Raw genomic sequence first — 25,903 nt, 5'->3', positions numbered from 1 at the left:
TCCGTCTGGATCGATTATCTCCGGGGGGGCGTCCACCGCGGCGATGGAAGCGCTGGAGCGCACCATGGCCGGTGGCGCCCCCTTTGCCATCACCGGGGTGGTTTACCAGGAAATCCTGGAAGGGGCCGACTCCCCCGAGAGCCATGAACGGCTGCGGATTACTTCGGCACCGAGCGCTTTCTCCACCCGCTGGACCCCGTAAAAACCCATGCGGAGGCCGCGAGCATTTTCGGGCAGTGTCGGGGGGGAGATCACGGTGCGGAGCACCATTGATTGCCTCATTGCAAGAATCGCCATCGAGCACGGCGTGGCCCTGCTGCAAAGCGCTAGGGATTTCCGTTAAATGGCTACTGCGGTTCCCGGGTTGCAGCTCATTGAAGGCTAGAGGGGCGCCCCGTCACCCCTGCTCCAGCAGGTTGCGCAGGTCGATGACAGCGGCGTTGGCCCGGGCCATGTAGGAGGACATGGTCATGGAGTGGTTGGCCAGCAGGCCGAAGGGCTCGCCGTTGAGCACCATCCAGGCGTCCTTTTCGTGCAGGGCCATGCGCAGCTCGCGGATGACGTGGTTCATGCTGGGCAGGGCGTTCTTGTCCTTGAGCACCGGCCGGAAGTCGTGGCGGATGCCCTTCAGAAGATGGAGCAGGCCGTAGCTGGCGCCCCGCGCCTCCCACCAGACGTTGTCCACCTCCATCCAGGGCGTGGCGATGACCTCGTTGGAGGGCTCGTGCTTGGCCTTGGTGCCGGCGGGCTCACGTTCCAGATTGCGTTGGACACGGATCTCGGTCCGTGCAGCAGCGAGCTGCTGGGCGTAGTCGCCTAGACGCATCTCCACGGTTTTCAGCCAGTCCCGCAGATTGTCGGCACGAACGTAGAACTGGGCCTCGGCGCCGTTCTCCGCCTCGGCCAGACGGTCCAGATAGGCGCGCAGGGCCTCCTGGCCCTTACGGTACTCGTGCTCGGTGGAGGTGATGAACAGCACGCCCCATTTGTTGAAGTCGAAGGAGAACTGCGGGTCCGCCATCGCCAGGTCCGGGTCCTCGCGGGACTGGGTCTGCGAGCGGGTCATGTCGTCACGCAGCGCCTCGGCGAAATCGCGGATCTGGATGACCACGCCCCGTTCGAAGGAGGGCATGTTGTCCATGAGCATACCGGGCGGAAGGATGTCGTTGTGCAGGTAGCCGCCAGGCTTGTCCAGGAGGAAGCTAGTGAGCTGATCCAGGGCCGCCACGGAAACGTAGCCGGGTGTCAGCTCGCCCGTGTCCGGGTGACCGCGCTCCGCGGCCAGTTGTCGGGCGTTCTCCACCACATTGAAGCGACCGGGCTGAATGCCCCACCAGAGACTGAGGAGGAAAGGAATCACCAAGCCCAGGGTGAGCACTCCTCCGGCGAGGTAGCCGGTCCAAGCTCCCCCGGGCATCCACTGAAAGCTGAAGAGTCGACGAGCTCGTGCATAGATTTCTTGGAGGAAGTCCAGCAAGCGATTGAGGCGCTCCCCCCAGTCGATGGGCTCGTCCTTGGTGGTCAATGGTGGCTCCTATCCCGTAATTGATTGGGTACCGGTTTGGGCATGTCCCCCCGGATGTCCGGGCCGGGATTATAGCCCGCCATTTTGGGGCGCTCCAGCAGGGTGGGCCGATGGAGCTTGGCGCTTGTCCCTCGGGCTCTTTGGGGGGGTAATTAGGCCCAACGGCCGAGCGCGCCGTTGTTCGGAAAGGGAGGCAAGGCTACCGCACAAGGAGCCCTTTGTGGGAGCCCACTTTAGTGGGCGAAGGCCTAATTTGGCACTGTGCGGAGGTTGGGAATCGCCACTAAAGTGGGCTCCCACGGGAGGCGTTTTCCATTAGCGGAGCGCAATAAAGTGCGCTGCCGTAGTTTTTTGCAGCGCACTTTCGAAACAGGACACCAGGGGCCGGTACAACCCGAGGCGGTGCCATTCCGCCCTCGGCCAACAGGCGCCGAAGGCCTATGGAGCGGCCTGGCGGGGTGCCGCGTAAACCAACCTGTTACATATCCACTGACGGGGTAACTCCAGTCCCCCTGTTCCTTTCAATCCGGCGGACCCGCCTCCCTCCGGGCGGAAGGTGGTGGTCGGGCCCTCCCCGCCAGGAATGAATTGGCCGTCGAATATGGCTCAACCCTGGGGGCTCTGCTCCATTTCCCCGCAATACTTTTGCAGGTGCTCGGGAATATCGGATGGGCACTCGCCGCACGCTTGGTTCCCTGGCACGGCGTGGTCGATGAATTTGGGGTGGGCCAGGTTGAGGTTGCTCATGATCTCCAGGAACTCCGCCTCGCTTTTGCCCTGGCCCAGGCGCGCATTGCGGCCCTTTTCCTGACCGATTGTGGAGACCCAGCGTCCGTGGTAGTCGTGGCCCGGGTGGACGAGCTGGTCATCGGGCAAAGTGAACAGCTTGTCGTGGACGCTGCGATAGAGGGTGGGGGCGTGGCCGTTCTGGAAATCGGTGCGTCCGCAGCCGTCGATCAGCAGGGCATCGCCGGTGAGCACCCGATCGCCCAACTTGTAGGCCATATGGTTGTCGGTATGCCCGGGGGTGTGCAGCGCCTCCAGGCGGACGTCGTCCATCTCGAAAGGGTTGGCCTCGTCCACGGGCACATCCGTACACGGCAGGCCGTCCAGGGAGGGGCCGGCAATACCGCTGCCCACCTCCTGCTTCATCATGCGCGCCGAGGTTATGTGGTCGGCGTGGATGTGGGTTTCCAGGGTATAGGCGAGTGTCAGGCCGAGGTCACGGGTCACCTCCAGGTCCCGCTGCCAAGTTGGCAGCACCGGGTCCACCAGGATGGCGCGGCCCGTTTGCTCGCTGCCGATGAGGTAGGTGTAGGTGCTGGATATGTCCTCGAAGAGCTGGCGAAAGATCATGGTCCGTCCCCGCTAAGTTGTGGATCCTAATAGTGAGGCCACGGGCGGGACGGAGCCGTTCCCGGCAGGGGTGTGCCGCAGTGTGATCGCCTACGGATGGAGCGGGTGTATGGGCGGGGAGCACCGCCCGGGCCGCGGCGCGGATATCGCTTTGCCAATCAACGGTGCCGGTGCGGCGGCCGTGGGGTTTTATTGACCCGGCCACGGTAAGGCCATAAATTTTATGTGGTCTTTCCCGAAAAACCAGCAGGAGGGAGTACCATGGCCACATCCGGATCCAGGCCCGGAGCCCGGCGGTATTGGTGCCGCAAATGCGGTAAGGAGGTGGTTCTGGACAGCGACGACGAGGTCCTGCCGGATTGCCCGGCCTGCGGGCATTCCGAGTATCTGCCCTAGTACTACTTTGTTATTTAAGGTCCGGCACGAGCCTTTTGGGCCTCGGTAATGATCTGCTCAAACAAGGTTGTCAGGACACGGCGCCTCAGGGCGGCGATGCTCACCCGGTCCGCTGGGGGGAAAACCCCCGGGATCCGGGGGCTCGTTCCCCGGATCGCCGTCCTTCGGCGGCGGCCTTTCCGTGCTCGGGCCCAGTGCCCGCTGCAAGGCCAGGTAACTGTGTGCCAGCATGACCAGGGCCACATGGCGATGAAAGCCGGGCCATAGCCGGCCCTCGTAATCGTCGAGCCCCAGCTCGCCCTTGGCGTCCTGATAGAACCGTTCAATGGCCCAGCGCACGTGGATCAGGGCCACCAGCTCGGCCAGGGGCATCTCATCCAGTCCCCAGGCGAAGTAATACTTGGTGTCGCCCGCATGACCCGGCCGTGGACGCTCGCCGACCAGCCAGCCCCGGGTGGGCCGATGGGCGCCCCGGGAACCGCTTCGGTAGACCCGGTGAGCCGCGAATTCTTTGACCAGCGCGCCCTGCGTGCCCTGGCGCCAGGCCACCTCCTGCCAGGCCGATTCCGGCAGCTCACCAATCAAGGCCTCGGCCGTCGCCTTGGGCACCCGGTCGGCCAATGTGCTCGCCTTCCGCGGTCGGCCCACCCCCTGGTAGGGCGGCGGCTCGGGGTCGCCGGGATCCGATTCCACGGCGGCCGCGTCCCGGAAAGGGGCCTGCTTGCCCACGGCCACGGCATAAGGCTGGTCCCGGGCCTCCAGGCCATCCAGAAACGGCGCCTGATCGCCGTACCCGGCATCGGCCACCACGGCCCCCACCGTCAGGCCGGCCACCCGGGCCTCGTCGAACAGGGTCAGGGCGATCTCGCCCTTGGTCCGAAAGGGCACCGCTTCCGGCACCTGAGCCCGCCTCCGGCGGGCCGGATCGTCGGCCCAGTCCTGCGGCAAATACAGGCGGGCGTTCACCGGCCAGTCGAAGGCCCGGTCGACGTAATGGGCCGTAACCAGAACTTGGCAGTTGTCCACCCGGCCCAGCGTGCCCGAATACTGCCGCCCCACGCCCACGGAGGCACCGCCCTTCTTGGGCAGGCCCGTGTCGTCGAAGATCAGCGCGCCTTGCCCGGCGCGGGCATGCCAGCTCAGGTGCTGGATCCGGAGCCGGTCCATGGCCTCGGCGTTCCAGCGCGTTCGCGTCAGCAGCTCCTGGAGCCGTTGCCCATTCGTCCCGGGCAAGACCTCTCCCATCGCCGAGGCCGTCTTATGCGGAATGTTCGCCAAAAGCCCCGTCGTGTACCGTTCCAGGGCATGACGGCTCTCGGAGCGCTTGAGAAGCCTCCCAAAGGGGGCCAAAAACGCCTCCAGGTCCGGCAAAGGGTCTTCGCCCGCTTGCGGTATGCCCATCGCATCCCTCCTGATGGTCCAGGATACGAGGGCCAACATGCCGGACAAGATCGGATCTGGCAATAACTAACAAAGTAGTACTAGGGCAGATACTCGGAACCCTGTTCGCCCCGGGCAGCCACCCGTGCCCCGGGGCGCAGCTTGCTCGGGGGATGGACGATCACCCGCTGCCCCTCCTGAAGCCCGGCGAGCACCTGGGCGCGCAGACCCCCTCGATGGCCGACCTCCACTTCCCGCCGCCGTGCCTCGCCCTCCGCCACCATGAACACCGCCCAATGGCCCTTATATCGGAAGAGGGCGCTTTCGGGGACCTGTAAGGCGTCCTCGGCAGCCCACAGGATGAAGCGCGCATCCACCCGATAGCCGTGGCCCAGACGCCGCCATTGCGCACGGGGGCTCGTGAAGTCGGCTACCACGTCCACCCGCTGTTCCTCCACGCCAAGGGCGGAAACCTTCGTGTAGCCCGCCGGCTCAACGCGCCGGACGCGGCCTTCGAGGGCGCCCTCGCCGCCCCAGCCGATGAACTCCACGGCGGTGCCGGCCCGGATGCGGACGGCATCGCTGGACAGGACGTCCATGACTGCCTCCAGCGAGGCCGTATCGCCGATGGTGAGCAGCGGTTGGCCGGGTTGCACCGGGACGCGGCTTTCCTCCTGCACCGCCAGGATTTTTCCGGAGACAGGTGCCGTCAGGACCAGCGGCCGCATTGCATCGGTGCCCCGTTCGAGGGCGGTGCGGGCCATGTTCCGCTCAAACTCCGCGACCCGGACGCTGAACCGGGCCGAGCGCAGACCGGCATCCGCTACGCGGGCCCGGTTGCGGGCCTGGTCCAGCTCGGCGTCGGAGGCCTTGCCGCCCTGGTGCAGCCGGCGGATTCGGTTCAGGGAGTGCTCGGCGAAATCGGCCTGGGACTCGGCGGCCTCGAGCTCCGCACGCGCCCGATCCATGGCGGCCTCGGTCTGGGCAGCCCGGGCCTCGGCCCGGGCGCGGCTGCGGGGGTCGAGGAGGGGAGAGGCGGCCGGGTCGATACGCAGCAGCTCCTGGCCCTTTTCCACCCGGTCGCCCACCTCCCAGTCGTGGCGCACGAGCCGTCCGGTGACCGGGGCCGCCACCACGAAGCGGTCGCGAACCCGGGTCTGGCCCTCCTGCTCGATGGTCTCCCGCAGCGGCCCGCGGGAGACCACCGCAGTGTCCACCGGAAGGGGGCGGGGCCAGAAGCCGTAGGCGAGGGCGACGGCCAGCAGCAAGCCCGCCGTTCCCCCGATCAATCGCTTGCGCCAGTGCATGCGCCTCTACTCCCGTGCCTTGAGGGCTTCGATCATGTCCAAGCGGAAAACCCGGTACGCCATGACCGCCCCGGATAGCAGGCCGGCCACTAGCACCACCAGGGCGGCGAAGGCGTAGTCATCGGGCTTCAGGATCAGCGGAAAACGATACATCTCCGTCTGGAAGGCGGTGACCACCGCCGCGGCCATGGCCCGGCCCAGGAGAAAGCCGGGCGGGACGGCGGCCAGGGTGAGGATGGCCAGCTCCCCGAGCAGGATGTAGGCGGTCTCGCCACGGGTGTAGCCCAGCACACGCAGGCTGGCCAGCTCCCGGCTGCGCTCGGAAAGGGTGATGCGGGCGCTGTTGTAGACCACGCCGAAGGCGATGATGCCGGCCAGCACGGTGTTCACGGCGGCGAACACCAGGATGGTCTCCGCCAGGGTGTCGTAGAAGCTCTCCAAGGCCGTGCGCTGCAGACCCACGGCGGCCACCCGCGGCGCCTCCTCCAGCTCGTGGAAGATGGCGCGGCGCCGATCCGGGTCCGTGAGCAGATAGGCCCCGGAGACGGCGCGGCCCTCCTCCAGGAGGCGGTTGAGGGCGGGCAGGGCCATGTAGCCGGATACGCCCATGAAGTCCTGCGCCACCGCCGCCACCGGTACGCGGGTCACGGTGCGCGCCCCCTCCAGCACCTCCACCCGGAGCGAATCCCCCGCCCGCACCCCGAGCTGGTCGGCGAGGAAAGCCGAGAGTACCAGGCCCTCACGGGGCAGGGAGATGGGCTCGGTTTCCTCGTTCAGGACCCTATGCAGGTAGGCGTCGGGCCGGAAGCCCTGGATGGCGGTGCGCTCCGTGCGGTGCTCGTGCACCAGGCGCACCGGGGCCTGACGGAAGGGCTCGGCGAGGCGCACCCCGGGCATGGCTTGCAGGGAGTAGAGGGCGTCCCGGGAGGTGGGCTCGTAGAAGGTGACGGTCATGTCCTCGCGCTGCGCCTGACTGAACTGCACGTCGATCATGTGGTCGATGGCGCTCTGCTGCAGGGTGCCCACCAGGAGGATGCCCACGGACAGCCCGATGCCGAGCACGGACACGGCGGATTTGAAGGGGTGGCTCAGGATGTGGCGCAGGATCATGCGGGTGGGCTGGTCCAGGAGCCGCCGCAGGCCGGTGCGCTCCAGCCAGGACTCGCGGTAGCGCGGCGGCGGTTCCGGCTGCATGGCCTGAGCCGGGGGCAGGCGCGCGGCGCGGTGCACGGCGGCCAGGGTGCCGGCCAGGGCGGCCGCTGCGGTGACGCCCACCGCCGTCAGGACGGTGCCCAGGTCGACGACATAGGTGAGGAAGGGAAAGCGGAAGAACTCGCGATAGAGGGCGCTCAAGGACTGGCCCATCCAGATGCCGGCGGCGGTGCCGATGACTGCGCCGAGGCCCACGATGAGCCCCACCAGGCCCAGGTAATGGCGCGCCACCGCACCGTTAGAGTAGCCGAAGGCCTTGAGCAGGGCGATCTGGCTGCGCTGCCGCGCCAGGAGGCGGTTGAGGACTACGTTCAGGAGGAAAGCCGCCACGGCGAGGAACAGGTAGGGTACCGTCTCCACGGTAGCCTCGATGCCCCGGATCTCCTCGGCCAGGTAACGGTGCGAGAGCTGGTCGGCGCGCGCGTAGGCCCCCGTTCCGCCATAGGGGTCGAGGAGGCGGTCCAGACGGTCGATGACCGCCTCCGCCCGGGCGCCTCGCTCCAGGGTGACCGCCACGCTGTTGAAGGCGCCGTTCAGGTCGTAGGCGGCCGCCGCCGGGGTGCGGTTCATCCACAGCACGCCGTAGCGCTTGTAGTCGGGGAACAGGGCGCCGGGCCGGATCTGGTAGATGAACTCCGGCGACAGGGCGATCCCGGTGATGGTCAGCTCGCGCCGGCGGCCGTTTATGACGGCCTCCAGGGTGCCACCGGGGGAGAGGCCGTGGGCCTCGGCGAAGGGCTCGCTCACCGCTACCTCGTCGCGATGGCCCGGGGCGGGCAGGCGTCCGGCGCGCAGGTAGAGGCGGTTGAGGGGTGGCTGGCCGTGGTCGGGCAGGGAGACGATCTGTGCCGACACCGGCTGCTGGAAGCCGCCCACCTCCAGGGTGGCCTGGCCCATGATCCGGGTGTGGGCGGTCTGGACCCCCGGCAGGGCCCGAATCCGGTGAGTCAGCCGCTCGGGGGCGCGCTCCAGGACGGCGAAGGCCTCGGCGAAGCGGTAGTCCTGGTAGAACTCGGCGCGCGTGCGCTGCAGGCTCTCCAGGGTGCTCGATGAGCCCACGTAGGTGGCCACGCCGCTGGCCAGTACCAGGGCGATGGCCAGTGCCTGACCGCGCATGCCCCAAAGGTCACGCAGCAGCTTGCGCAGCAGGGCCGGCGGCGTCACCAGGAGAGCTCCGCCGGCTCCAGCTTGGCCTCGTTCACCTCGATGGAGCCGATGGTGCCGTCGTGGATCCGCACCACGCGGTCGGCCATCCGCGCGATGGCGGCGTTGTGGGTGATGACCGCGGTGGAAGTGCCCAGCTCGCGGTTGACCCGCTGCAGGGCCTCCAGGACCCGAATGCCCGTCTGGGAGTCAAGTGCCCCGGTGGGCTCGTCACAGAGGAGCACGGCGGGATTCTTGGCGATGGCGCGGGCGATGGCGACGCGCTGCTGCTCGCCGCCGGAGAGCTGGGCGGGGAAGTGGTCGAGGCGGCCCTCGAGGCCCACCAGCCCCAGGGCCTCCTCGGGCGTCATGGGCCGTTCGGCGATCTCCGTGACCACCGCCACGTTCTCGCGGGCGGTGAGGCTGGGGATCAGGTTGTAGAACTGGAAGACGAAGCCCACGTGGTGGCGGCGGTAGCGGGTCAGCTCCGCCTCGCCGGCGCTGGTGAGCTCCCAGTCGCGGTAGAAGGCGTGTCCCGAGGAAGGGACATCCAGGCCGCCGAGGATATTCAGCAGGGTGGATTTGCCGCTGCCGGAAGGCCCGAGGAGCACGGCCAGCTCGCCTTCGTACAGGTCCAGATCCACCCCCCGCAGGGCATAAACCTCCACCGCGCCGTTCCGGTAGACCTTGGTGATGGCTTGGGCCCGGAAAACCGCGTGGCTCCGGGCATCCTCTTGCGGCTCGTCCATTTCAGGGGCCCCTCCGGGAGCGGGTGGAGGAGCCGGAAAGCCCGGCGACCGGGGCGGAGCGCGTCGGAATAGGCATGGGCGATCGGGATCTCCCGAAAGGAGTGGGCCCGCTGGACACGGAGGCGCGGACCGGCGGACAGATTCTCGGCCTTAATGTACCTTTCACTGCGGACCGGGGCCAATGCGGGACGGCTTGGCGGCGTTTGTCGGCATTGCTCCCACTTTGTCCGGTCACCTGTGGTAGCCTTTGAAGCCGTGCGCTCGCCGTTACAAAGCCCCGGAGGCGCGATGACTCCAGCCGGTCACCGAATCGCCGCGGTCTCGCTTTTCGCGGGGCTGTCGGGCCTGGCCATCTGGCTTCGGCTCCTCTACCAGCAGCTGTCCGTTGCCCAGCAGGCCACCGCCAACCTCGTGCCGCTGGTTATCGGCGCCATCGGGATGGCGCTGGCGTTGTGGTTCCACCGCAGCCGCGTCGTGCTCGCCCTGCTGGTGCTGCTGGGGGCGTATGGGCTTCCCCTGGTCTTCCTTCCGGACAACGGCGTTTCCGCGGCGGTCCTCTTTTCCGGAGTTGCCCTTCTGGTGCCGCTCAATCTCGCCGTGCTCGCCTTCCTGCCCGAGCGCGGGCTCTGGACCGGAAGCGGCATCGCCCGGGCTGCCTTCCTGCTGGTACAAGCCGGATTCCTCGCCTGGGCCACGGTCCACCCGCAAGGCCGCCTCGGCGAGCTTCTGCAAAGCCCCTGGCTGTTTTCCGGGAGTAGCCAGGCCGGCGGACTGGCCCCGGTGGTCCTGGGCATATACGCGCTGGCCGCCGTTGCCCTGCTCGCCGTCTGGGTGCTGCGGAACAGTCCGCTCGACGGCGGGTTCCTGGGCGCCCTGGTGGCCACGGCGCCGCCCCTGGCCTGGGGGGGCGAGGCGGGCATGACGGTGGCGTTCTGGGGGCTTGCTGTCCTGGTGCTCAGCACCGCGCTGGTGCAGGAATCCTATCGCCTGGCCTTCATGGACGAGCTGACCGGGCTTCCCGGGCGCCGGGCACTGGAGGAGCAGCTCCAGCGCATGGGGGCCGGGTTCGTGATCGCCATGGTGGATGTGGACCATTTCAAGAACTTCAACGATACCTTCGGGCACGACATCGGCGACCATGTCCTGCGCATGGTCGCCGGGAAGCTGCGGTCGGTGGGCGGCGGGGGACGCGCCTATCGCTACGGGGGGGAGGAGTTCACGGTGCTGTTCCCCAACCGGACCCTGGAGGAAGCGGCGGAGACCATGGACCGCGTCCGCGAGGAGATCGCCGGGTCCGGATTCCGGCTGCGCGGCGTGGACCGCCCGGAATCCCCGAAGAAAGGCGCCAAAAAGCGCGGCAAGGGGCAAGGGCAGGGCGGCAGGGTGCAGGTGACCGTTAGCGCCGGACTCGCCGAGCGCACCGGGGATCGGATGCGGCCGCAGGAGGTGATCAAGGCTGCCGACGAGCTGCTTTATCGGGCCAAGAAGAAGGGCCGTAACCGGGTATGCCGCTAGTGTCCTCTCAGGACACTAGTACCCGGCAAGATCGTCGTTCCATAAGGGTCGTGTATGCGCGCTGCAAGCTGGACGCTGTTCCTGGCCGGGGGGCTGGTGCTTCCGCTACTGAGCGGACCCGCCCCGGCGCAGACCGAGGGGAAGGGCCGGTCCGCGGAGGGGGAGCACCGCAAGGAGGATCTGGCCGAGGAACTGGAAAGCCAGGAGCGCCGCATGGAGGAGCTCCGGGCGGAGCTGGAGAGCCTCGAATCCATGGTGCCGGGCACCAACGGCGCAGAGGCCGACATGCCCGAGGAGCCTCCCATCCGGATCGGCGGTGCCCTGCGCTTGAATTATTCCTGGCTGGGCTACGCGCCGGGCTCGCGGGAACGCGGCGGTGATCTGGGCCTGGAGCTGTTCCGCCTGAATGTGGACGGCACCAAGAACGGCGTCGAATTCTCCGCCGAGTACCGGTGGTATCCCTACCTGGACGCCGTGCATCACGGCTGGGCGGGCTTCCCGATGGGCGAGGCGGGCACGGTGCGGGCGGGGATCATGCGCGTGCCTTTCGGGCTGCTGCCTTACGCCGCCCACAACTACTGGTTCGGCGTGCCCTATTTCATGGGCTTCGCCGACGATTACGACGCCGGGGTGCAATACCTGCACAAGCGCGGGCCCCTGGACGTCCGGGCGGCCTTCTTCAAGAACGCCGAGCTGGGCAATCCCGCCAATCTGGAGCGGTATTCAATCGACGTGGTGCAGGTGCCACGCACGCCCGCCAACAATGCCAAGGGGGACCTGAACCGGGAGAGCAACCAGGCCAATGTGCGTCTGGCGTACACCCTGGGTGCCCAGACCGCCTGCAGCACCGAGCTGGGAATCTCCGGCCAGGCCGGCGCGCTCTACAACGCCGACACCGGGAAGAGTGGCGAGCGATGGGCGGCCGCCGGGCACCTGGATCTTCGCTGCGGGCGCTGGAACCTCCAGCTGGAGGGATTCCGCTATGCCTTCAGCCCGGAGAATCCGGCGGGCATCGGCGACGAGACCATTACCGTGGGCGGGCTCGCCAGCTCCTATCCGTTGGCCACCCGGGGTACGGTGGGGGTGCTCAACGTGGCCTACAACGTTCCGGTCCAGTGGGGTCGGATCGACCTGCTCACCTGCTACAACGATTTCAGCATCCTGGCCAAGGACGCGGACGGCTTCCGCGATTCCAAGCTGAATACCACCGGCTGTGCCGTGGGGTCCGGACCGCTGTTCGTCTATCTCGACCTGATCCAGGCGCAGAACATGGTGTTCTTCGGCGGGGACGGCTCCCTGGGGGCCGGGGGAAGCCGGGGCTGGGACACCCGCCTCAACCTGAACCTCGGCTATTATTTCTAGTTTCCGTCCGCGGCCCGCGAACGGCAGGAGAAAGACAGTGCCTAGGCGAATGGTCCGTACGCTCTTTTTGACGGCCGCCCTGTTCACCGCGTGGTCCGGCGCTTCGCCGGCCCGGGCCGCTAGCGAGGAGCTGACGGTGGTGTCCTGGGGCGGCGCCTATACGCGGAGTCAGATCCTGGGCTTCATCCGCCCTTACGAGAAGGAAACCGGTGTGGCCGTCGAGGTGCTGGATTATGACGGCGGCCTGGCGGAGATCCGGGCCCAGGTGCGGTCCTACAACGTCAAGTGGGACGTGGTGGACCTGGAGCTCGCCGACGCCATCCGGGGGTGCCGGCAGGGACTCCTGGTCCGGGTGGATCCGGATACGCTGCCGCCTTCTCCGGAGGGGATGCCGCCGGGGGCGGATTTCCTGGAGGGGGCGCTGCGCGAGTGCGGCGTCGGCAGCGTGCTCTGGTCCACGGCCTTCGCCTTCGACGGGGGTGATTTTCCCCGTAGGAAACCGCAGAGCGTGGAGGATTTCTTCAACGTGACGGATTTTCCCGGGCGGCGGGGGATGCGGCGCACCCCCAAGGGGAACCTGGAATGGGCGCTGATCGCCGATGGGGTGCCACCGGACCGGGTCTACGACGTGCTCGGCACCTCCGCGGGGCTCGACCGGGCCTTCGGGGTGCTCAGCGCCATCAAGCCCTACGTGGTCTGGTGGAGCACCGGAATGGAGGCGGTGCGCCATCTGGAGAACGACGAGGTGGCCCTGACCACGGTTTACAACGGCCAGATCTACGATGCCAACGTGAACCGCGGCAAGGACTTCAAGCTGTTCTGGGATCATCAGATCCTGAACATGGATCTCTGGGGGGTGGTCAAGCATACCCCTAACCGGGAGAAGGCGCTGGGCTTCGTCCGCTACGCCACCTCGACCCGGAGCCTGGCCCGGCAGGTGCAGTACATTCCCCACGGGCCCGCGCGCCGATCCTCGCGGGAGCTGGTTCCGGAGGCCATGAAACGCTACCTACCCACGCTTTCCCACCGGCTGGAAGGTGCTCTGCGACTCGATGCGCAGTGGTGGGCGGAGCATTACGAGCGGATCAATGCCCGCTTCCAGCGTTGGCTGGACCGGCCCATCCAGGTACCCCGCGCCCTGCCGCACTAGGCCGAGCCTCCCCGCCCTCCCCGGAGGCCACCGGCCAAAACGGCGAGGCGGACCGGTTCCCGGCTGAATGCCCCAATCCGCGGGAGGGCGCCTCGCCACGCCGCCGGGGCTGCTCCCGAGCCCTTCCCCACGGGCCCCTCCCCTTGCAGTACCAGCCGCGACCCCGGAAATCCGGACGATTCCGCTTGCCCAATGCAAAAGGGCCGGATCGCGGGCGTGAAGGCCCGCATCCGGCACCCGGTAATGGCATGCTGGGTAGGTTGGCCCGGCAAGGGAGGGGAAAAATGGTCCAGCTTCCGGTAGTCCGGCTTGCGTCCGAGGATTGGCGAGCCCTGCAGCGGGCGCACTTCTTCCTGGAGCACCCGAGTCTCGCGGCACGCTTGACCAGCGTGGTGGGGTCGCCCATGGAACAGGCCTTCGCCTTGCTGCCTCGGAGGGGCTATGTCCGGCTGCAAAAGGCATCGCGCCAGGCCGTATCACGGGCCATGGAAACGGCGGTGTATACTTTGGGCACGCCCGCCCGCATGGGTACCGGATCGCAGGCCAGGAGCCAGCGCCTGCTAGGAGTGGGTACCGGGGCCGCCGGCGGCTTTTTCGGCCTGCCGGGACTCCTGGCGGAGCTCCCCGTAACCACCGTGCTCATGCTACGGGCCATCGCCACGGTGGCCCAGAGCCAGGGGGAGGATCTGTCCGATCCGGAGGCGCGCCTCGCCTGCATCCAGGTATTCGCCCTGGGGGGACGCTCCCGCGACGATGATTCGGCAGAGATGGGCTATTTCGGGGTGCGGGCCGCGCTGGCCTATCACTTCTCCCCCGTTTCCTATCACTTGGCCAGGCAGGGACTTACCGCCATGGACCTCCCGGTCTCGGTGCGCTTCGTCTCCGCCATCGCCGGGCGTTTCGGCGTTCCCGTCTCGGAGAAGGCCGCCTTCCAGATGGTGCCCCTCATGGGCGCAGCCACCGGGGCATTGATCAATACCATCTTTTTTCACCATTTCCAGAACATGGCCTGGGGGCACTTCACCGTGCGCCGTCTGGAGCGGCGCTACGGCACCGAGCGCGTACAACGCTGGTACCGACGCATTCCCGACGAAGCGGGGGCCACCGAAAACCTGGGGCCTTGAGTGCGGACGTCCGTCACCGATGGCGGAGCGACCCTTTAATCGGCTGCATTTCGTCCCAATCCTCCTTGGAAGGGGCCGAGGTTCCGCCCATCAAAACGGCTCCCGGATCCCCATTCTCACTGAAAACCGTCAGCCAAGGAGGGGCAGCCATGGACGGCAAGCTCCAGGGGCGGCGTATCGCCCTGTTCGCCGCCGATCTCTTCGAGGACATCGAGCTGTATTATCCGTATTACCGTCTGGACGAAGAGGGCGCTGAAGTGGTGGTGCTCGGCGGGACCAGGCGGACCTATCACGGCAAAAAGGGGCTTTCCGCCGAGGCGCAAACCACGCCCGAGGAGGTGACCACCGGCGACTTCGATGCCCTGGTTCTTCCCGGCGGATATGCGCCCGACCATCTGCGCAGGGAGGAGCGGCTCCTGGAAATGGTCCGGGAGGCGGACCAGGACGGTAAGCCCATCGCCGCCATCTGTCACGCGGGCTGGGTGCTGGTGTCCGCGGGGATCGTCCGCGGCCGCCGGGTAACCGGTTACTGGTCCATCAAGGACGATCTGGTGAATGCCGGTGCCGAATACGAGGACAGCCAAGTGGTACGCGACGCAAACCTGATCACCTCCCGCTACCCCAATGACCTCGGGGCCTTCTGCCGGACCTTGATCGATTCGCTGGCCTGAGGCGGCCTGCCCGGAAGGGGAACCGCTGGGGCCCTGGGTAACCGCCGGTATTGCCACGTTAGCCGGTATCGGCTAATCAAGGGGCTGGGGCCCCGTTCCGCGCCCCGCCGCCCGTTCCGGCTGTACGCAAGAGGTGGCCATGCCCAAGAACGTATTCGTGATCGGTCCCGATGCCTTCAATCTGGCCCGGCTCGAAGAGCTGTCCCGGTCCGGCGCGGTCCGGTTCCACCCCTTGCTGCGGTACGAAGACGTCCGGGGCGCCCACTATCCCCTGGAGGCGCTCCTTGATCGGGCCGAGTCGGAGGTGCGCTCGTTCGAGGGCAGCATCGACGGCTTGGTGGGCTTCTGGGATTTCCCGGTGAGCGACATGGTTCCCATCCTGTGCCGACGCCTTGGGCTGCGCGGGCCGTCGCTGGAAGCGGTGGTTAAGTGCGAGGACAAGTTCTGGAGTCGGCTGGAGCAGCGCAAGGTCATCGCCGACTGCGTACCGCGGTTCTGCCGGTTCGACCCCTTCGAGGAAGCCCCCGCATCCCGCGTGGATCTGGAATATCCTTTCTGGATAAAGCCGGTGAAGGCGTGGCGCTCGCAGCTGGGGTTCCGCATACGCAACGAGGCCGAGCTCCATGAGGCGATCGGGATTATCCGCGAGCGAATCGGGCGGTTTTCCGACCCCTTCAACCGCCTTCTCGGGCTGCTCGACCTGCCCCGGGGCATCCCCATGGAGGAGGGCAGCTTCTGCATCGCCGAGGAGATCATAGGCGGCAGGCAATGCACCCTTGAGGGCTTCTCCCTGGACGGGGAGGTGGGCATCTACGGCATCGTGGATTCCATCCGCTACGCCAACGAGACCACCTTTTCCCGCTATCAGTATCCCTCCGACCTGCCGGCGGACATCCAGGCGCGCATGATCGAGAAGTCCCGGGCGGTGGTCCAGTTCCTGGGCCTCGACAACACCACTTTCAATATCGAGCTCTATTACGACGAGAAGCGGGACCGGATCTGGCTGCTGGAGATCAACCCCCGGATCTCCCAGTCCCACAGCGTTCTATTCGACAAGGTGGACGGCTATTCCAATCTCCGGATCCTGGCGGACGTGGCACTCGGCAATCTGCCGGATCGGGTGCCGGGACGGGGTGCGTTCCGTTACGCCGCGAAGCATTTCATCCGCCACTTCGAGGATGCCCAAGTGGCCGCGGTGCCCGGCGAGGAGGACATCCGGGCGCTTCAGGAGGAGATTCCCGGCACGCTGGTAGATATCCACGTGCAGCCGGGTATGCGGCTGTCCGAGCTGCACGAGCAGGACAGCTACAGCTATGAGCTGGGGTTTCTCTTCGTGGGCGCTGAGGACCGGCGCCAGCTTCTGGAGCGTATCCGGCGCTGCGAGGAGCGCCTGCCCTTCAAGCTGGAGCCGGTGGCGGGATGAAGGAGCGTGAGCCGCGGCCGGGCTAGCGGACGCGCAACAGCTCCATGGTGGTGAAGGGATGGGAGTGGCGCTCGTCGGCTGGGTGATATTCGCTGCTCATCACCTTCCACTTGTTGGGGTCGGGATCGGAGATGAAGGTATCGCCCTCGAAGTCCCCGTGGACCCGCGTGAGCAGGAGCCGGTCGGCAAAGGGCCAAGCCTCCATGAAAACCGAGTGTCCGCCGGCCACCATGAGCTCCTCCTCGTCCAGGGCCTCGGCCATGGCCAGCCCTTCCTGGACGGAGCCCACCGGTACCACCTCGTCGTTCTCGTAGGGGAACTCTCCGGGGCGCCCGGTAACCACCAGCAGCTTGCGACCGGGCAGCGGATTCGGTTTCTCGGGGGTGGGCTCCAGGGACTTGTAGGTCCCGTTGCCCATGAGGATCATCTTGCCCCGGGTCTGCCGGACGAAGAAGCGGAGGTCATCGGGGAGGTGCCAGGGTAGCTGGTTGTTGAAACCGATGACCCCATCATCCGACGCTACCATGATCATCGTTATCTGCATGAATCACCCCCTGCGCCCGTGCGGGATCATGGTCACTGACTACCCCGTTCGGGTCAATTTCTCATTGCAAATGGCATAACGGAACACACGACCCGGCCGGGAAACCAATTTCAGAAGGGGTACGGCCTGCAAGGTATGCGGCCCCGTCCCGTGGTTCCCCCGGATACGGAGTGTGTCATGCTCTTCGAGCAATTCTATCTGCCCAGCCTGGGCCACGCATCATACATGATCGCCTCGGAGAGTACCGGGGAGGCACTGGCTCTGGACGTGCGCCGGGATGTGGACACCTATTACCAGTATGCCCGGGACCACGGCCTGCGCATCCGCTACGCCGCGGATACCCATCAGCACAACGACTACCTCACGGGCATTACCGAGCTTCAGCAGCGCAGTGATCTGGAGCTGCTGGCAAGCGCGCGCTCGGAGCTCGGATATCGCGCCAAGCCCCTGGAGGACGGGGAGCGCCTGCAAATGGGCGAGGTGGAGCTCGAGGTCCTGCATACCCCCGGCCATACCCCCGAGCACATCAGCCTGCTGGTCCGCGATCGCTCCCGCGGGGAGGACCCCCTCATGCTCTTGTCCGGCGGCGCGCTTCTGGTGGCGGATGTGGCGCGCCCGGACCTCCTGGGCGACTGGGAGCAGACCCAGCGCCATGCCCGGGAGGTGTGCCAGACGCTGCGCGACAAGATCCTGCCGCTCCCCGATCATGTAATGGTGTTCCCCACCCATGTGGCCGGCTCCCTGTGCGGAGGATCCATTGGCAGCATGTTGTTCACCTCGCTCGGCTACGAACGCCGGCTCAACGGAATTCTTCAGTCCGTGGAGGACGAGAGCGCCTTCACGGAGCAGTGCCTGAGCCTGGAGGGGTTGCCCACGGTGCCGCCCTACTGGCCGCGCATGCGGGAGCGGAACCTGGCGGGCCCCGAGCCCCTGGGCGTGCTCACCGAGCCCGAGCCCCTGGGTCCGGAGGCGGTGGAGAGGGCCCGATCCGACGGGGCCTTCGTTGTGGACTGCCGCACCCCGGAGGCTTTCGGTGGCGGGCATATTCCCGGCGCCCTCAACATCGGGCTGGGCAATTCCTTCCCCACCTGGGCGGGCACGGTGCTGCCCGGGGACGCCCGGACGGTGCTGGTGCTGGACGATCCGGCCGACCTGTGGGAGGCCGCTTGGCACCTGCTCCGCATCGGCTATCCGGTGCCGCAGGGGTGGCTGAAGGGCGGCATGTTCGCCTGGCGCACCTCCGGGCGGCAACCGGAATTCCTGCCCCAATGGACTCCGACGGAAATGAACGCGGAGCGGGAGAAGAACGGCGACCTGCTGGTGCTCGATGTCCGCCAGCCCAACGAGTGGCAGGCGGGGCACGTTCCGGGGGCCATGCACCTGTCCGGCGGGGACATCCACCAGCGGCTTTCCGAGGTGCCATCGAACCGCCCAATCGCCGTTTATTGCGGCAGCGGTTACCGCTCCTCGGTGATCGCCAGCGTGCTCAAGCGAGCCGGGCGCGGTCCGGTTTTCAATACCCTGGGCGGATTCAACGGGTGGCGAAACGCCGGTCTTCCGATGGAATCCTGAGCCCGTCAGAGGTGGGGCCGGGACGCACGGCGTGATCCGCTCCGGAGCCAGCGGCCCGTCCGCCCCGCGGGAGCGGGACTCGGCCGCGGCAACGGTCGGGTATCTTGGCGCCGGGGCTCGGAGTGGGGCAGGATGGTGTGATCGAGGCCACTTCGAGGGCGACACCGTGATCGACGATTACGCCTTTGGCCGGATCACCATCGAAGGCCGGGTGTATACCAAGGATGTGCTCCTTCTGCCCGGTGAAGAGGTGCATTCGCCATGGTGGCGGAGGGAAGGGCACTCCCTGGACCCCGCCGACCTGGAGGCGCTGCTGGAGGATCCGCCGGAAACGCTGGTGATCGGGACCGGCTTCTACGGCAACATGGATGTTCCGGAGAAGACCTTGAAGGCCCTGCGCGACAAGGGGGTGGAGCCCCGAGTAGCACGGACCACCCAGGCGGTGGAGGAGCTGAACCGGCTGATGCGGACCTCCGCCCGGATTGCCGCGGCCCTGCATCTGACCTGTTAAGGCTTCGAGGTCCTCGCTAACTTCCCCGTGCCAGTACCCGGCTTGGCCCTCGCGCATGGAATGTTCCAACCTGGTTGCTGAGAGGCTCATGAGCAGGGATTTGCCCGAGCTGTCAGCGGGGGTGGTGGTGATCCGTGTGGTGGAGGACGGATGCAGGTTCCTACTTCTGCGGGCCTATAATTACTGGGATTTCCCCAAGGGCCTCGTGGAGCCCGGCGAGGAGGCGCTGGAAACGGCCGCCCGAGAGGTGTGGGAGGAAACGGGAATCGTGGATCTTACGTTCCCTTGGGGGTATGACTGCCACATTACCGAGCCCTACAACCGTGGCCGGAAGAAGGCGCTCTATTTCGCGGGAAGGACCCGGCAGGAGCGGGTCACCCTGGGAGTGGGCCCGGAGCTCGGCAGGCCGGAGCATCATGAGTACCGATGGGTTACTGCTCCGGAGGGTCGAGCGCTGGCTGGGGAGCGGGTGGGCCGAGCCCTGGAGTGGACCCGCGAATATGCCGGCTGTCCGGAGGGGTAGTGCGCTGTCGCGGGAATTCCCTTCAAAAAAGCTGTGGGAGCCCAGTAAGCGGGGCAGCAGGGAAGCCCCCAGGGCAGGGATCCCTTCGAGCACGGAGCCCTTGTCCCGTGTCCAGGGGGTCATTTGCGGCGCTTTTCCGGGAGAGCGCACCAGTGGGACGGCAAAAGTTGACCGTTTTCTCCGGACTCCGGGGGAAAACCGCTACAGGAATTTGGGCCGCGACCGGCTCAGCTCTCGCCCCTCGGGATCGAGATAGAGGTCCCCGAGCTGCACGCCCCGTACGAGCGCTCCCTCCACCGGGAGCGGAGCAGCAGCTTGCGGGCGCGGAAATCAAGGTGCTCCAGCACGCCCAGACCAACGCAAGTCCCCTCGGTATCCAGCATTCCACAGAGGAGGCCGCGCTCGAAGCCGGCCGGAATCCGTTTGGTCCCCGGGTCCGGTAACGCCCGGTTCCCCACTACCACGCGCCCTTCGACGGTATCCTCCGCATACAGGAAGCCGTGGGGTTCGACAGGGACTCCCGTGAACAGGAGGCAGCGCTCCATGCGCAGGTGCTCCAGGTCCAGGTCCAGGGCCGAGCGCCGCGCTTCGCTGAAATATTGCCGGAAGGCGCCCAGCCGGGCCGCCCGGCGCTGGTCGGATGTGCGCTCCCGGGCGGCGGGGGCGGGGGAAAGGCGACGGATCCGTATGCCCGTGTGGACGGGGATCGTGCCCTGCTCCCCTTCCCGCTCAATGGCTACCAGCGTGTCCGGCGCGAGCGCCTCTGTCTGGTAGTGGCGCAGGACTCGGCCCGGGCCGCGTACCAGGCCGTCCGTATTGACGATGGCGATATCCTGTCCGTTTCCGCGCAGAAGGGCTTCGGAGCCCGTGGCTATGGGCAGGAAATGGCCCCTGGGGCTTACAGAGCCCACGAAATAGAACCCGTCGGGAGCCTCCGCCGCGGGATGAGTGGGGTGCAGGAGCTTCAGGGTCAGGGCCGCCGGGGGCCCGATGTCCTTCTGCCCCACATCCGTATCCAGGAAAGCCACCCTCTTGCCCATTTCCAGAGCGCGGGCCGCCAGGTAGCGGCAGAAGCTGGATTTGCCCCGGTCCGCGCCTCCCGCGACCATGACCCGTGTGCGGCCCTCCGCCAGCAGGGCGCTCGCGGTCCGGACCCAGGAATCGGGGATGTCCAGGTCCTGGGCCTCGGAAATCGGCTTCTGGAGCGGCAAGAAATGTCCCGGGTGCGAAGGTTTTCTATAGTAGAGTGCCTGACCACCGGCTTCCACGGAAAGGACTCCCCGCATCTTGAGTGGCAACGCGCATGACATCCTGGTGGTGGGAGGCGGCTTGGCCGGAACGCTGGTGGCCCTTTCCCTGTTGGAGCGTGGCCAGCGGGTGGCCCTCGTGGATGAGTACCGTGCGGCGTCCGCCTCCCGGGTCGCAGCGGGGCTGCTGACGCCCATCGGCGGACGGCGGCTGACCCGGGTTGGTCCCCTGGAGCGCATGCTGCCCACCGCCCGGCGCATCTATCGCAAGGTGGAGCGCCAACGCGGCCGGGCGTTCTTCCGGGAGGTCGATACCCTCCGCCTGTGCCGGAACGAGGAGGAGGCGGGCCATTACCGGCGTCGGCGGGCGGATCCCGATTACCGGCCCTATCTGGATACGCCCATCCATGGCACGGAGGACCGTCCCGAGGCCTATTTCATACGCGGCGGCGGCATCCTGGACACGGAGGCCTTCCTGGAGGCGGCCGGGGCGGTGATCGCCAGCCGGGGTGTGCGGCAGGAGGCCCGGCTGGAGCCGGGAGATGTCAGAGTGGACCGCGAAGGCGTGGAATGGGAGGGACTGCGCGCCGATCGGGTGGTCTTCTGCGAGGGGTACCGGGTGCGGGAGAATCCTTGGTTTCACTGGCTGCCGCTCACCCCGGTCAAGGGAGAGATGGTCGGCGGGCACCTGCAAGGGGAGGTCCCGGACCAACCGGTGAACCGGAAGGTCACCCTGGTCCCGTGCGGCGGCGAAGCCTTCCTGCTGGGCTCCACCTTCGACCGGCATCATCCCGATGAGCTGCCCACCGAGGCTGGCCGCCGGGAGCTCCTGGCCCACCTACCCGCGCTGCTCGGCGGCATGCCCGAAGCGACGGTCACCCGCCATCGCGCCGGGATCCGTCCGGCGCCCACCGACCATCGGCCCATGGCCGGCTGCCACCCGGAGGAACCGCGGGTGGCGGTGCTCAACGGACTGGGCGCGCGCGGCGCGCTCATCGGGCCCTATTATGCCGAGCGCCTGGCGGCCCATCTGGTGGCCGGGGAAGAGCTTCCCGAGGAGGCGGATATCGCCCGATTCCGGGAGCGCGCCTGATGGCGGCCCGGGGAGCGGTGGCCCGGGCCCATCGGGCCGTTGCGGAATGCCTATATGCCGGGGCCTGGGCGGTGGATGCCACGGTGGGCAATGGGCACGATACCCTGTTCCTCGCGCAGATGGTGGGGGAGGGCGGCCGGGTGGACGGCGTGGATACTCAGACCCCGGCCCTGAGCGCGGCGCGTGCCCGCCTCGCGGAGGCGGGGGTCCTGGACCGGGTACGGCTCCATCAGGGCGGTCATGAACGCCTGCCGTATCTGCTTCCCGGCCAAGCGGCAGGCCGGGTGCAGGCGGTCATGTTCAACCTGGGCTTTCTTCCCGGCGGTGAGAAAACCTTGATCACCCGTCCGGAGACCACCCTGGCCGCGCTAGACGCGAGCATCGCCCTATTGGCTCCGGAAGGTCGGCTTTCCGTGGTGGCCTATCCGGGACACCCCGGGGGCGCGGAGGAATGCGCCGCGGTCATGGAATGGGCGGAGGGCGGGAGCGGTAAGGAGCTCCATATCTTGGCGCGTGATGCGCCGGAGGAGTCCGACCGCGGCGTTCCGCGGATGGTGGCTCTCGAGCGTATCCCTTTCTGAGCGATTCCCCTCCTCGGAAGCGACTCGTCGCTCCGACGAGCTGCCGGGCTCTGCGAGCGCAGGGTGCATGAAGAGGGAGGGCCCCGGATGGATATCCGCGTCGGCACCTGCGGCTTCGCGGAGGCCCAGGCCCGAACCTTCCGCGACCTCGAAATGCTCGAGGACCAGAAGACCTTCTACCAGCCGCCCCGGGTGGCCACCGCCCGCCGCTGGCGGGAGCGCGCCGGACCGGCCTTCACATTCGCCGTGAAGGCCTGGCAGCTCATCACCCATTACCCCAACAGCCCCACGTATCGGCGCCTCCGGGAGTCGCTGGACGAGCGGCAGCGCCGCGAGGCCGGGGGTCTGCGCTGGAATCCCACCACCCGGATGGCCTGGGAGCGTACCCAGGCCATCGCCGACGCCCTGGTAGCGGAGGCCGTGCTGCTCCAGACTCCCGCGAGCTTCCGGCCCACGGCGGGCAATCTGGAAAACCTTCACGCATTCCTGCGAAACGCCGAACGGCGGGGCCGCTACCTGGTCTTCGAGCCCCGCGGCGGGGAGTGGACGGATGCGCTCGTTGCGGAGCTTGCCCGGGAAACGGGTGTGGTGCACGGCGTGGATCCCTTCCTGCGCGCGCCGGCCACCGGCGGTTACCGGTATTTCCGCCTGCATGGCCACCCGGCCTACGGCTACCACTACCGGTACACGGACGAAGAGCTGGACACCCTGGCGGGGTGGGCGAGGGACGAGAGTCCGGTACGCATCCTGTTCAATAACGACGCCATGGCCGAAGACGGGCGTCGTTTCCAGCGTCGGCTGAAATTGACCGGCCGGGGATGAGGAGCGTGGCCGTCCGGTGGGGCACCGAAATCGAGTTGATGGTAAGCCGACGGTTATAGTCTCTAAAGGACCTCCGGAAGCCCCTGAAGGGCTAGGTAAGGAGGCCCCGAAGGCGGGCTCCCCGGGGAGGCAAAGCTCCCCGGGCTATTGCGAGCTCTCGGAGGGCGGGGTTTCGGCCCGGCGCAGGAGGATGGCCACCGGCCGCAGGGTCGGGATCTGGTCGCAGATGATGATGATGGTGGTGGTCAACAGCACGCCGATCAACGCCCCTACCACGCCCCATACCCAGCCCCAGAAGACGATGGAGACCAATACAACCATGGGGGAAATAGCCAGGGTTCGCCCCTCCAGCCGGGGACCGACCAGATTGCCCAGGATCTGCTCGATCAGGGTCAAACCGCCCACCACGATCAGTCCGCCCCAGAGGCCGAACTGGATGAAGGCCAGGATGGTGGGCGGAAAGACGGCGATGATCGAGCCGATATTGGGAAGGTAGTTGAGCAGGAAGGTCAGCAAGCCCCAGAGCAGGGCGAAATCCACGTCCATAAGCCACAGCCAGAGTCCCGCGGAAACCCCCGATAGCAGGCTAACCGCGGTTTTAACCAGCAGATACTGCCGGACCCGGAAGGCGATGGCGTCCACTGCTTCCACGGTGGCGGCCGATTCCTCGAAACCAAGGCCGCGGCGGACCTTCACCCGCCATTCCTTGGACTCCAGCAGCATAAGCAGGACCAGGAAGAAGACCAGCACTAGCATCCCGGCCACGATCCAGAAGGACGCGAGGCTGGAGGTCAGGAAGCCGATCAGGGTGCTGGAGATTCCTTCGGTCTGCCGCAGAGTCTCCTGAAGGGGAAGTCCCTTCCGTTTCGCCCAGGCCTGGATCTGCTCCCAATACTGCTGGACAGTGTCCGCGTACTGGGGCGCCTTGTCCAGGACGGCCCCGAAGCTGTACCACATCGCCGTGATCAGTGCACCGACCACGATCAGTATCCCCAGCATGGTGGCGATGATGCTCAGCCACCACAGGCGGTCCGGAAGTATCCGGCTCAGCCAGTTCTGGAAGGGCAGAACCAGAATCGCGATGAAGAACGCCACCGCGAGGGGCATGGTGACGATATAAGTAGCCTTCAGCGCCCCGCCGACCAGGATGGCGGTGATTGCGGCCAGTAGGAACAGGGCGATCTTCTGTGCCTGGCCGGACGGATAGGAGAAACCTGCAGGCATGGTCCCGCCTTCCTGGATGGATGCCTGGATGGCGATGTCTTCCCGGCATCCAGCCGGGCGGCATCCGCATGTACATGGACCCTTCTGCTCCCATTGAGCCAGACTCGCCGGAAGCCGCGAACCCATTGGGGGAGGAGGGAAATAGCGGTAGGGGGAAGGGGCAGGACGAAAAAAACGCCCCTAACGGAATGCAGGGGCGCCGGAGAGGTGGCTGCAAACGGCTTGGTTACGCTCTAGCCCCCTTGCTTCTCCGGAATGGACGGGGCCGGAGGCGCGTCAATCTATAGCGTCGAAGAGGTCCTGCAGGTCCTGGTACATCTCGCCGCGCTCCTCGAGCTCCTGGTAGCACCGCAGCCACCACTCGGCCTGGTCCTGGGGAACTTCGGGATCGGCTTCCGGCTCTTCCACCCCGAAATGGCCGGTGGCCGAGGACATGGCCACGTTGTAGAGCCCGAGGAGCGGCGTTTCCTCCCCCATACCGGCGATGCGCCCTTCGTGCTCGAGAATCCGGGCGTTTAGATCCTGTAGCCTCATGACAATCCCCTTGCGGCAGCGACGATTCAGGGACTATTACCGTAAACAGGCGGCGGCTCCGGAAGATACCCTCGGAAGGATTACCTCTCATGGCTACTGGATCGGGTTTTATGAGGCGAAGCGGTTTCGCGGTGGGGAGAGGGGCGGGCTCACGGAGCCCCGGCGTAACACCCTCGGCGATACCTCCACCACCGCTGGTTCCGATCAGGGGGGTTGAAGGTTCCGAGGCCTTGTTGGCTCCTACTTGATCGTAGTCATCGTGCATCCCCGGTAGTGTTGGTCCTATAAATTTTGGGGTGCCGGGTTCTACCCTCAGTCATAGGACGCAGCCATGAGCCATTTTCTCGATCGACGCACCTTTTTCAAGCGGGTCCAGGGCGGGTTCGCCGTAGGCCACGGCCGAACCACCAACGAGGACCGATCCTGGGAAAGGGCCTATCGGCAGCGCTGGCAGCACGACAAGGTGGTGCGCTCCACGCACGGAGTGAACTGCACCGGTGCCTGTTCCTGGAAGATCTACGTCAAGGACGGGTTGGTTACCTGGGAGACTGAGCAGACCGAAAATCCCCGTACGTGGCCGGACCTGCCTAACCATGAGCCGCGCGGCGCCAACTATTCCTGGTACCACTACAGCGCCGCCCGCCTCAAGTACCCCGTGGTGCGCGGCGCCCTGCTGCGCTTGTGACGCCGAGCCCGCCAGCAGCATGCCAACCCCGTTGGCCTGGGCCTCCTTTTTCGATAACCGAGTGCCGCGGCTGCACCCGGATTCATTTAACGGTATGGCCCTTTCAAAACGGTAGAGCCCTGAACAATGAGGAGTTAGGGAAACCAGGGGCATTGCCCGGTAGGAGCGGGGAATACCTGTAAGGACTCGGGTGATTGTCTCCCTCCCCGGAGCCTGATGTATTTTGAGGCGCGGTCGGTGATTGAATACCTACT

At 66.8% G+C, this 25,903-nt stretch carries 24 protein-coding genes and 1 pseudogene; 15 read left to right on the top strand and 10 right to left on the bottom strand.

Annotated elements, in window-relative coordinates; genetic code table 11:
* Positions 1-43: 43 nt before the first annotated feature.
* A complete protein-coding gene (locus ACERLL_RS09380) occupies positions 44-202 on the top strand; it encodes a PIN domain-containing protein (RefSeq protein WP_373655822.1) in 159 nt (52 codons plus the stop codon).
* A gap of 195 nt (positions 203-397) precedes the next feature.
* Here the strand turns inward: ACERLL_RS09380 and ACERLL_RS09375 are convergent, their stop codons facing one another.
* Together ACERLL_RS09375 and ACERLL_RS09370 are read right to left on the bottom strand one after the other, a co-directional pair.
* On the bottom strand, positions 398-1,525 hold the full coding sequence (locus tag ACERLL_RS09375) for a DUF2333 family protein (RefSeq protein ID WP_373655821.1): 1,128 nt from the start codon (positions 1,523-1,525) through the stop codon (positions 398-400).
* A 606-nt stretch (positions 1,526-2,131) separates the two neighbouring features.
* Positions 2,132-2,881, bottom strand: coding sequence for an MBL fold metallo-hydrolase (locus tag ACERLL_RS09370; protein ID WP_373655820.1), 750 nt, complete (start codon positions 2,879-2,881; stop codon positions 2,132-2,134).
* Between the two features lie 261 nt (positions 2,882-3,142).
* On the opposite strand from ACERLL_RS09370, the gene ACERLL_RS09365 reads away from it, so the two are divergent.
* A complete protein-coding gene (locus ACERLL_RS09365) occupies positions 3,143-3,277 on the top strand; it encodes a hypothetical protein (RefSeq protein WP_373655819.1) in 135 nt (44 codons plus the stop codon).
* Positions 3,278-3,334: 57 nt separating this feature from the next.
* Here the strand turns inward: ACERLL_RS09365 and ACERLL_RS09360 are convergent, their stop codons facing one another.
* From ACERLL_RS09360 to ACERLL_RS09345, 4 genes are all read right to left on the bottom strand, one after another.
* Positions 3,335-4,678: an IS701 family transposase gene (locus ACERLL_RS09360; protein ID WP_373655818.1), complete on the bottom strand. Its 1,344-nt coding sequence runs from the start codon at positions 4,676-4,678 to the stop codon at positions 3,335-3,337.
* An 80-nt stretch (positions 4,679-4,758) separates the two neighbouring features.
* Positions 4,759-5,964, bottom strand: a complete 1,206-nt coding sequence (locus ACERLL_RS09355) for an efflux RND transporter periplasmic adaptor subunit (protein ID WP_373655817.1) — start codon at positions 5,962-5,964, stop codon at positions 4,759-4,761.
* 6 nt (positions 5,965-5,970) lie between these two features.
* On the bottom strand, positions 5,971-8,340 hold the full coding sequence (locus ACERLL_RS09350; RefSeq protein ID WP_373655816.1) for an ABC transporter permease: 2,370 nt from the start codon (positions 8,338-8,340) through the stop codon (positions 5,971-5,973).
* A complete protein-coding gene (locus ACERLL_RS09345) occupies positions 8,337-9,068 on the bottom strand; it encodes an ABC transporter ATP-binding protein (RefSeq protein ID WP_373655815.1) in 732 nt (243 codons plus the stop codon). The genes ACERLL_RS09350 and ACERLL_RS09345 overlap by 4 nt, the downstream gene beginning before the upstream one ends.
* A gap of 288 nt (positions 9,069-9,356) precedes the next feature.
* On the opposite strand from ACERLL_RS09345, the gene ACERLL_RS09340 reads away from it, so the two are divergent.
* The 6 genes from ACERLL_RS09340 (at position 9,357) to ACERLL_RS09315 (ending at position 16,313) form a co-directional block, all read left to right on the top strand.
* Positions 9,357-10,583: a GGDEF domain-containing protein gene (locus ACERLL_RS09340; RefSeq protein WP_373655814.1), complete on the top strand. Its 1,227-nt coding sequence runs from the start codon at positions 9,357-9,359 to the stop codon at positions 10,581-10,583.
* A 54-nt stretch (positions 10,584-10,637) separates the two neighbouring features.
* The gene (locus ACERLL_RS09335) at positions 10,638-11,945 is read left to right on the top strand and encodes a porin family protein (RefSeq protein WP_373655813.1); all 1,308 of its coding nucleotides are present in this window, start codon (positions 10,638-10,640) and stop codon (positions 11,943-11,945) included.
* A 37-nt stretch (positions 11,946-11,982) separates the two neighbouring features.
* A complete protein-coding gene (locus tag ACERLL_RS09330) occupies positions 11,983-13,095 on the top strand; it encodes an extracellular solute-binding protein (RefSeq protein ID WP_373655812.1) in 1,113 nt (370 codons plus the stop codon).
* 284 nt (positions 13,096-13,379) lie between these two features.
* On the top strand, positions 13,380-14,219 hold the full coding sequence (locus ACERLL_RS09325) for an EcsC family protein (RefSeq protein WP_373655811.1): 840 nt from the start codon (positions 13,380-13,382) through the stop codon (positions 14,217-14,219).
* Between the two features lie 149 nt (positions 14,220-14,368).
* Entirely contained in the window at positions 14,369-14,890 is a 522-nt protein-coding gene (locus tag ACERLL_RS09320) for a type 1 glutamine amidotransferase domain-containing protein (RefSeq protein WP_373655810.1), read from the top strand.
* Between the two features lie 139 nt (positions 14,891-15,029).
* Positions 15,030-16,313 (top strand): ATP-grasp domain-containing protein, encoded by a 1,284-nt coding sequence (locus ACERLL_RS09315; protein WP_373655809.1) that lies wholly within the window; start codon positions 15,030-15,032, stop codon positions 16,311-16,313.
* Positions 16,314-16,335: 22 nt separating this feature from the next.
* Here the strand turns inward: ACERLL_RS09315 and ACERLL_RS09310 are convergent, their stop codons facing one another.
* Entirely contained in the window at positions 16,336-16,857 is a 522-nt protein-coding gene (locus ACERLL_RS09310) for a dihydrofolate reductase (RefSeq protein WP_373655808.1), read from the bottom strand.
* Positions 16,858-17,034: 177 nt separating this feature from the next.
* On the opposite strand from ACERLL_RS09310, the gene ACERLL_RS09305 reads away from it, so the two are divergent.
* The 3 genes from ACERLL_RS09305 (at position 17,035) to ACERLL_RS09295 (ending at position 19,463) form a co-directional block, all read left to right on the top strand.
* A complete protein-coding gene (locus ACERLL_RS09305; protein WP_373655807.1) occupies positions 17,035-18,429 on the top strand; it encodes an MBL fold metallo-hydrolase in 1,395 nt (464 codons plus the stop codon).
* Between the two features lie 166 nt (positions 18,430-18,595).
* Positions 18,596-18,940, top strand: coding sequence for an Mth938-like domain-containing protein (locus ACERLL_RS09300; protein WP_373655806.1), 345 nt, complete (start codon positions 18,596-18,598; stop codon positions 18,938-18,940).
* A gap of 88 nt (positions 18,941-19,028) precedes the next feature.
* The gene (locus ACERLL_RS09295; protein ID WP_373655805.1) at positions 19,029-19,463 is read left to right on the top strand and encodes an NUDIX domain-containing protein; all 435 of its coding nucleotides are present in this window, start codon (positions 19,029-19,031) and stop codon (positions 19,461-19,463) included.
* A gap of 227 nt (positions 19,464-19,690) precedes the next feature.
* Here the strand turns inward: ACERLL_RS09295 and ACERLL_RS09290 are convergent, their stop codons facing one another.
* Complete coding sequence (locus ACERLL_RS09290) at positions 19,691-20,674, bottom strand: Clp1/GlmU family protein (RefSeq protein ID WP_373655804.1); 984 nt, start codon at positions 20,672-20,674, stop codon at positions 19,691-19,693.
* Between the two features lie 76 nt (positions 20,675-20,750).
* Between ACERLL_RS09290 and ACERLL_RS09285 the strand changes: the two genes are divergently transcribed.
* From ACERLL_RS09285 to ACERLL_RS09275, 3 genes are all read left to right on the top strand, one after another.
* The gene (locus ACERLL_RS09285) at positions 20,751-21,803 is read left to right on the top strand and encodes an NAD(P)/FAD-dependent oxidoreductase (protein ID WP_373655803.1); all 1,053 of its coding nucleotides are present in this window, start codon (positions 20,751-20,753) and stop codon (positions 21,801-21,803) included.
* On the top strand, positions 21,803-22,384 hold the full coding sequence (mnmM, locus tag ACERLL_RS09280) for a tRNA 5-(aminomethyl)-2-thiouridylate-methyltransferase MnmM (protein ID WP_373655802.1): 582 nt from the start codon (positions 21,803-21,805) through the stop codon (positions 22,382-22,384). Before ACERLL_RS09285 ends, mnmM begins: the two co-directional genes overlap by 1 nt.
* A gap of 87 nt (positions 22,385-22,471) precedes the next feature.
* Positions 22,472-23,206 carry a DUF72 domain-containing protein gene (locus ACERLL_RS09275; RefSeq protein ID WP_373655801.1) on the top strand — a complete coding sequence of 245 codons (735 nt, stop codon included), beginning with the start codon at positions 22,472-22,474 and terminating at the stop codon, positions 23,204-23,206.
* Positions 23,207-23,350: 144 nt separating this feature from the next.
* Here ACERLL_RS09275 and ACERLL_RS09270 read toward each other — a convergent pair whose 3' ends face one another.
* The gene (locus ACERLL_RS09270; protein WP_373655800.1) at positions 23,351-24,430 is read right to left on the bottom strand and encodes an AI-2E family transporter; all 1,080 of its coding nucleotides are present in this window, start codon (positions 24,428-24,430) and stop codon (positions 23,351-23,353) included.
* A gap of 276 nt (positions 24,431-24,706) precedes the next feature.
* Positions 24,707-24,964, bottom strand: a complete 258-nt coding sequence (locus ACERLL_RS09265) for a hypothetical protein (protein WP_373655799.1) — start codon at positions 24,962-24,964, stop codon at positions 24,707-24,709.
* 331 nt (positions 24,965-25,295) lie between these two features.
* Between ACERLL_RS09265 and narZ the strand changes: the two are divergent.
* A pseudogene (gene narZ / locus ACERLL_RS09260) lies at positions 25,296-25,707 on the top strand (nitrate reductase subunit alpha); the annotation flags it as partial.
* Positions 25,708-25,903: the final 196 nt, after the last annotated feature.

The organism is Thiohalorhabdus sp. Cl-TMA (assembly GCF_041821045.1).
GTDB lineage: Bacteria > Pseudomonadota > Gammaproteobacteria > Thiohalorhabdales > Thiohalorhabdaceae > Thiohalorhabdus > Thiohalorhabdus methylotropha.
Note: the sequence above shows the minus strand (reverse complement) of the source record. Positions and strands in the feature narration are given on the sequence as shown.

Bases quoted from the DNA above. Each gene is read 5' to 3' on its own strand.
- ACERLL_RS09305 (WP_373655807.1), top strand. From the start codon at position 17,035: ATGCTCTTCGAGCAATTCTATCTGCCCAGCCTGGGCCACGCATCATAC.
- ACERLL_RS09355 (WP_373655817.1), bottom strand. From the start codon at position 5,964: ATGCACTGGCGCAAGCGATTGATCGGGGGAACGGCGGGCTTGCTGCTG.
- ACERLL_RS09365 (WP_373655819.1), top strand. From the start codon at position 3,143: ATGGCCACATCCGGATCCAGGCCCGGAGCCCGGCGGTATTGGTGCCGC.
- ACERLL_RS09380 (WP_373655822.1), top strand. From the start codon at position 44: ATGGAAGCGCTGGAGCGCACCATGGCCGGTGGCGCCCCCTTTGCCATC.
- ACERLL_RS09320 (WP_373655810.1), top strand. From the start codon at position 14,369: ATGGACGGCAAGCTCCAGGGGCGGCGTATCGCCCTGTTCGCCGCCGAT.
- ACERLL_RS09370 (WP_373655820.1), bottom strand. From the start codon at position 2,881: ATGATCTTTCGCCAGCTCTTCGAGGACATATCCAGCACCTACACCTAC.
- ACERLL_RS09360 (WP_373655818.1), bottom strand. From the start codon at position 4,678: ATGGGCATACCGCAAGCGGGCGAAGACCCTTTGCCGGACCTGGAGGCG.
- ACERLL_RS09345 (WP_373655815.1), bottom strand. From the start codon at position 9,068: ATGGACGAGCCGCAAGAGGATGCCCGGAGCCACGCGGTTTTCCGGGCC.
- ACERLL_RS09265 (WP_373655799.1), bottom strand. From the start codon at position 24,964: ATGAGGCTACAGGATCTAAACGCCCGGATTCTCGAGCACGAAGGGCGC.
- ACERLL_RS09325 (WP_373655811.1), top strand. From the start codon at position 13,380: ATGGTCCAGCTTCCGGTAGTCCGGCTTGCGTCCGAGGATTGGCGAGCC.
- ACERLL_RS09310 (WP_373655808.1), bottom strand. From the start codon at position 16,857: ATGCAGATAACGATGATCATGGTAGCGTCGGATGATGGGGTCATCGGT.
- ACERLL_RS09340 (WP_373655814.1), top strand. From the start codon at position 9,357: ATGACTCCAGCCGGTCACCGAATCGCCGCGGTCTCGCTTTTCGCGGGG.
- ACERLL_RS09315 (WP_373655809.1), top strand. From the start codon at position 15,030: ATGCCCAAGAACGTATTCGTGATCGGTCCCGATGCCTTCAATCTGGCC.
- ACERLL_RS09270 (WP_373655800.1), bottom strand. From the start codon at position 24,430: ATGCCTGCAGGTTTCTCCTATCCGTCCGGCCAGGCACAGAAGATCGCC.
- ACERLL_RS09335 (WP_373655813.1), top strand. From the start codon at position 10,638: ATGCGCGCTGCAAGCTGGACGCTGTTCCTGGCCGGGGGGCTGGTGCTT.
- ACERLL_RS09275 (WP_373655801.1), top strand. From the start codon at position 22,472: ATGGATATCCGCGTCGGCACCTGCGGCTTCGCGGAGGCCCAGGCCCGA.
- mnmM (WP_373655802.1), top strand. From the start codon at position 21,803: ATGGCGGCCCGGGGAGCGGTGGCCCGGGCCCATCGGGCCGTTGCGGAA.
- ACERLL_RS09295 (WP_373655805.1), top strand. From the start codon at position 19,029: ATGAGCAGGGATTTGCCCGAGCTGTCAGCGGGGGTGGTGGTGATCCGT.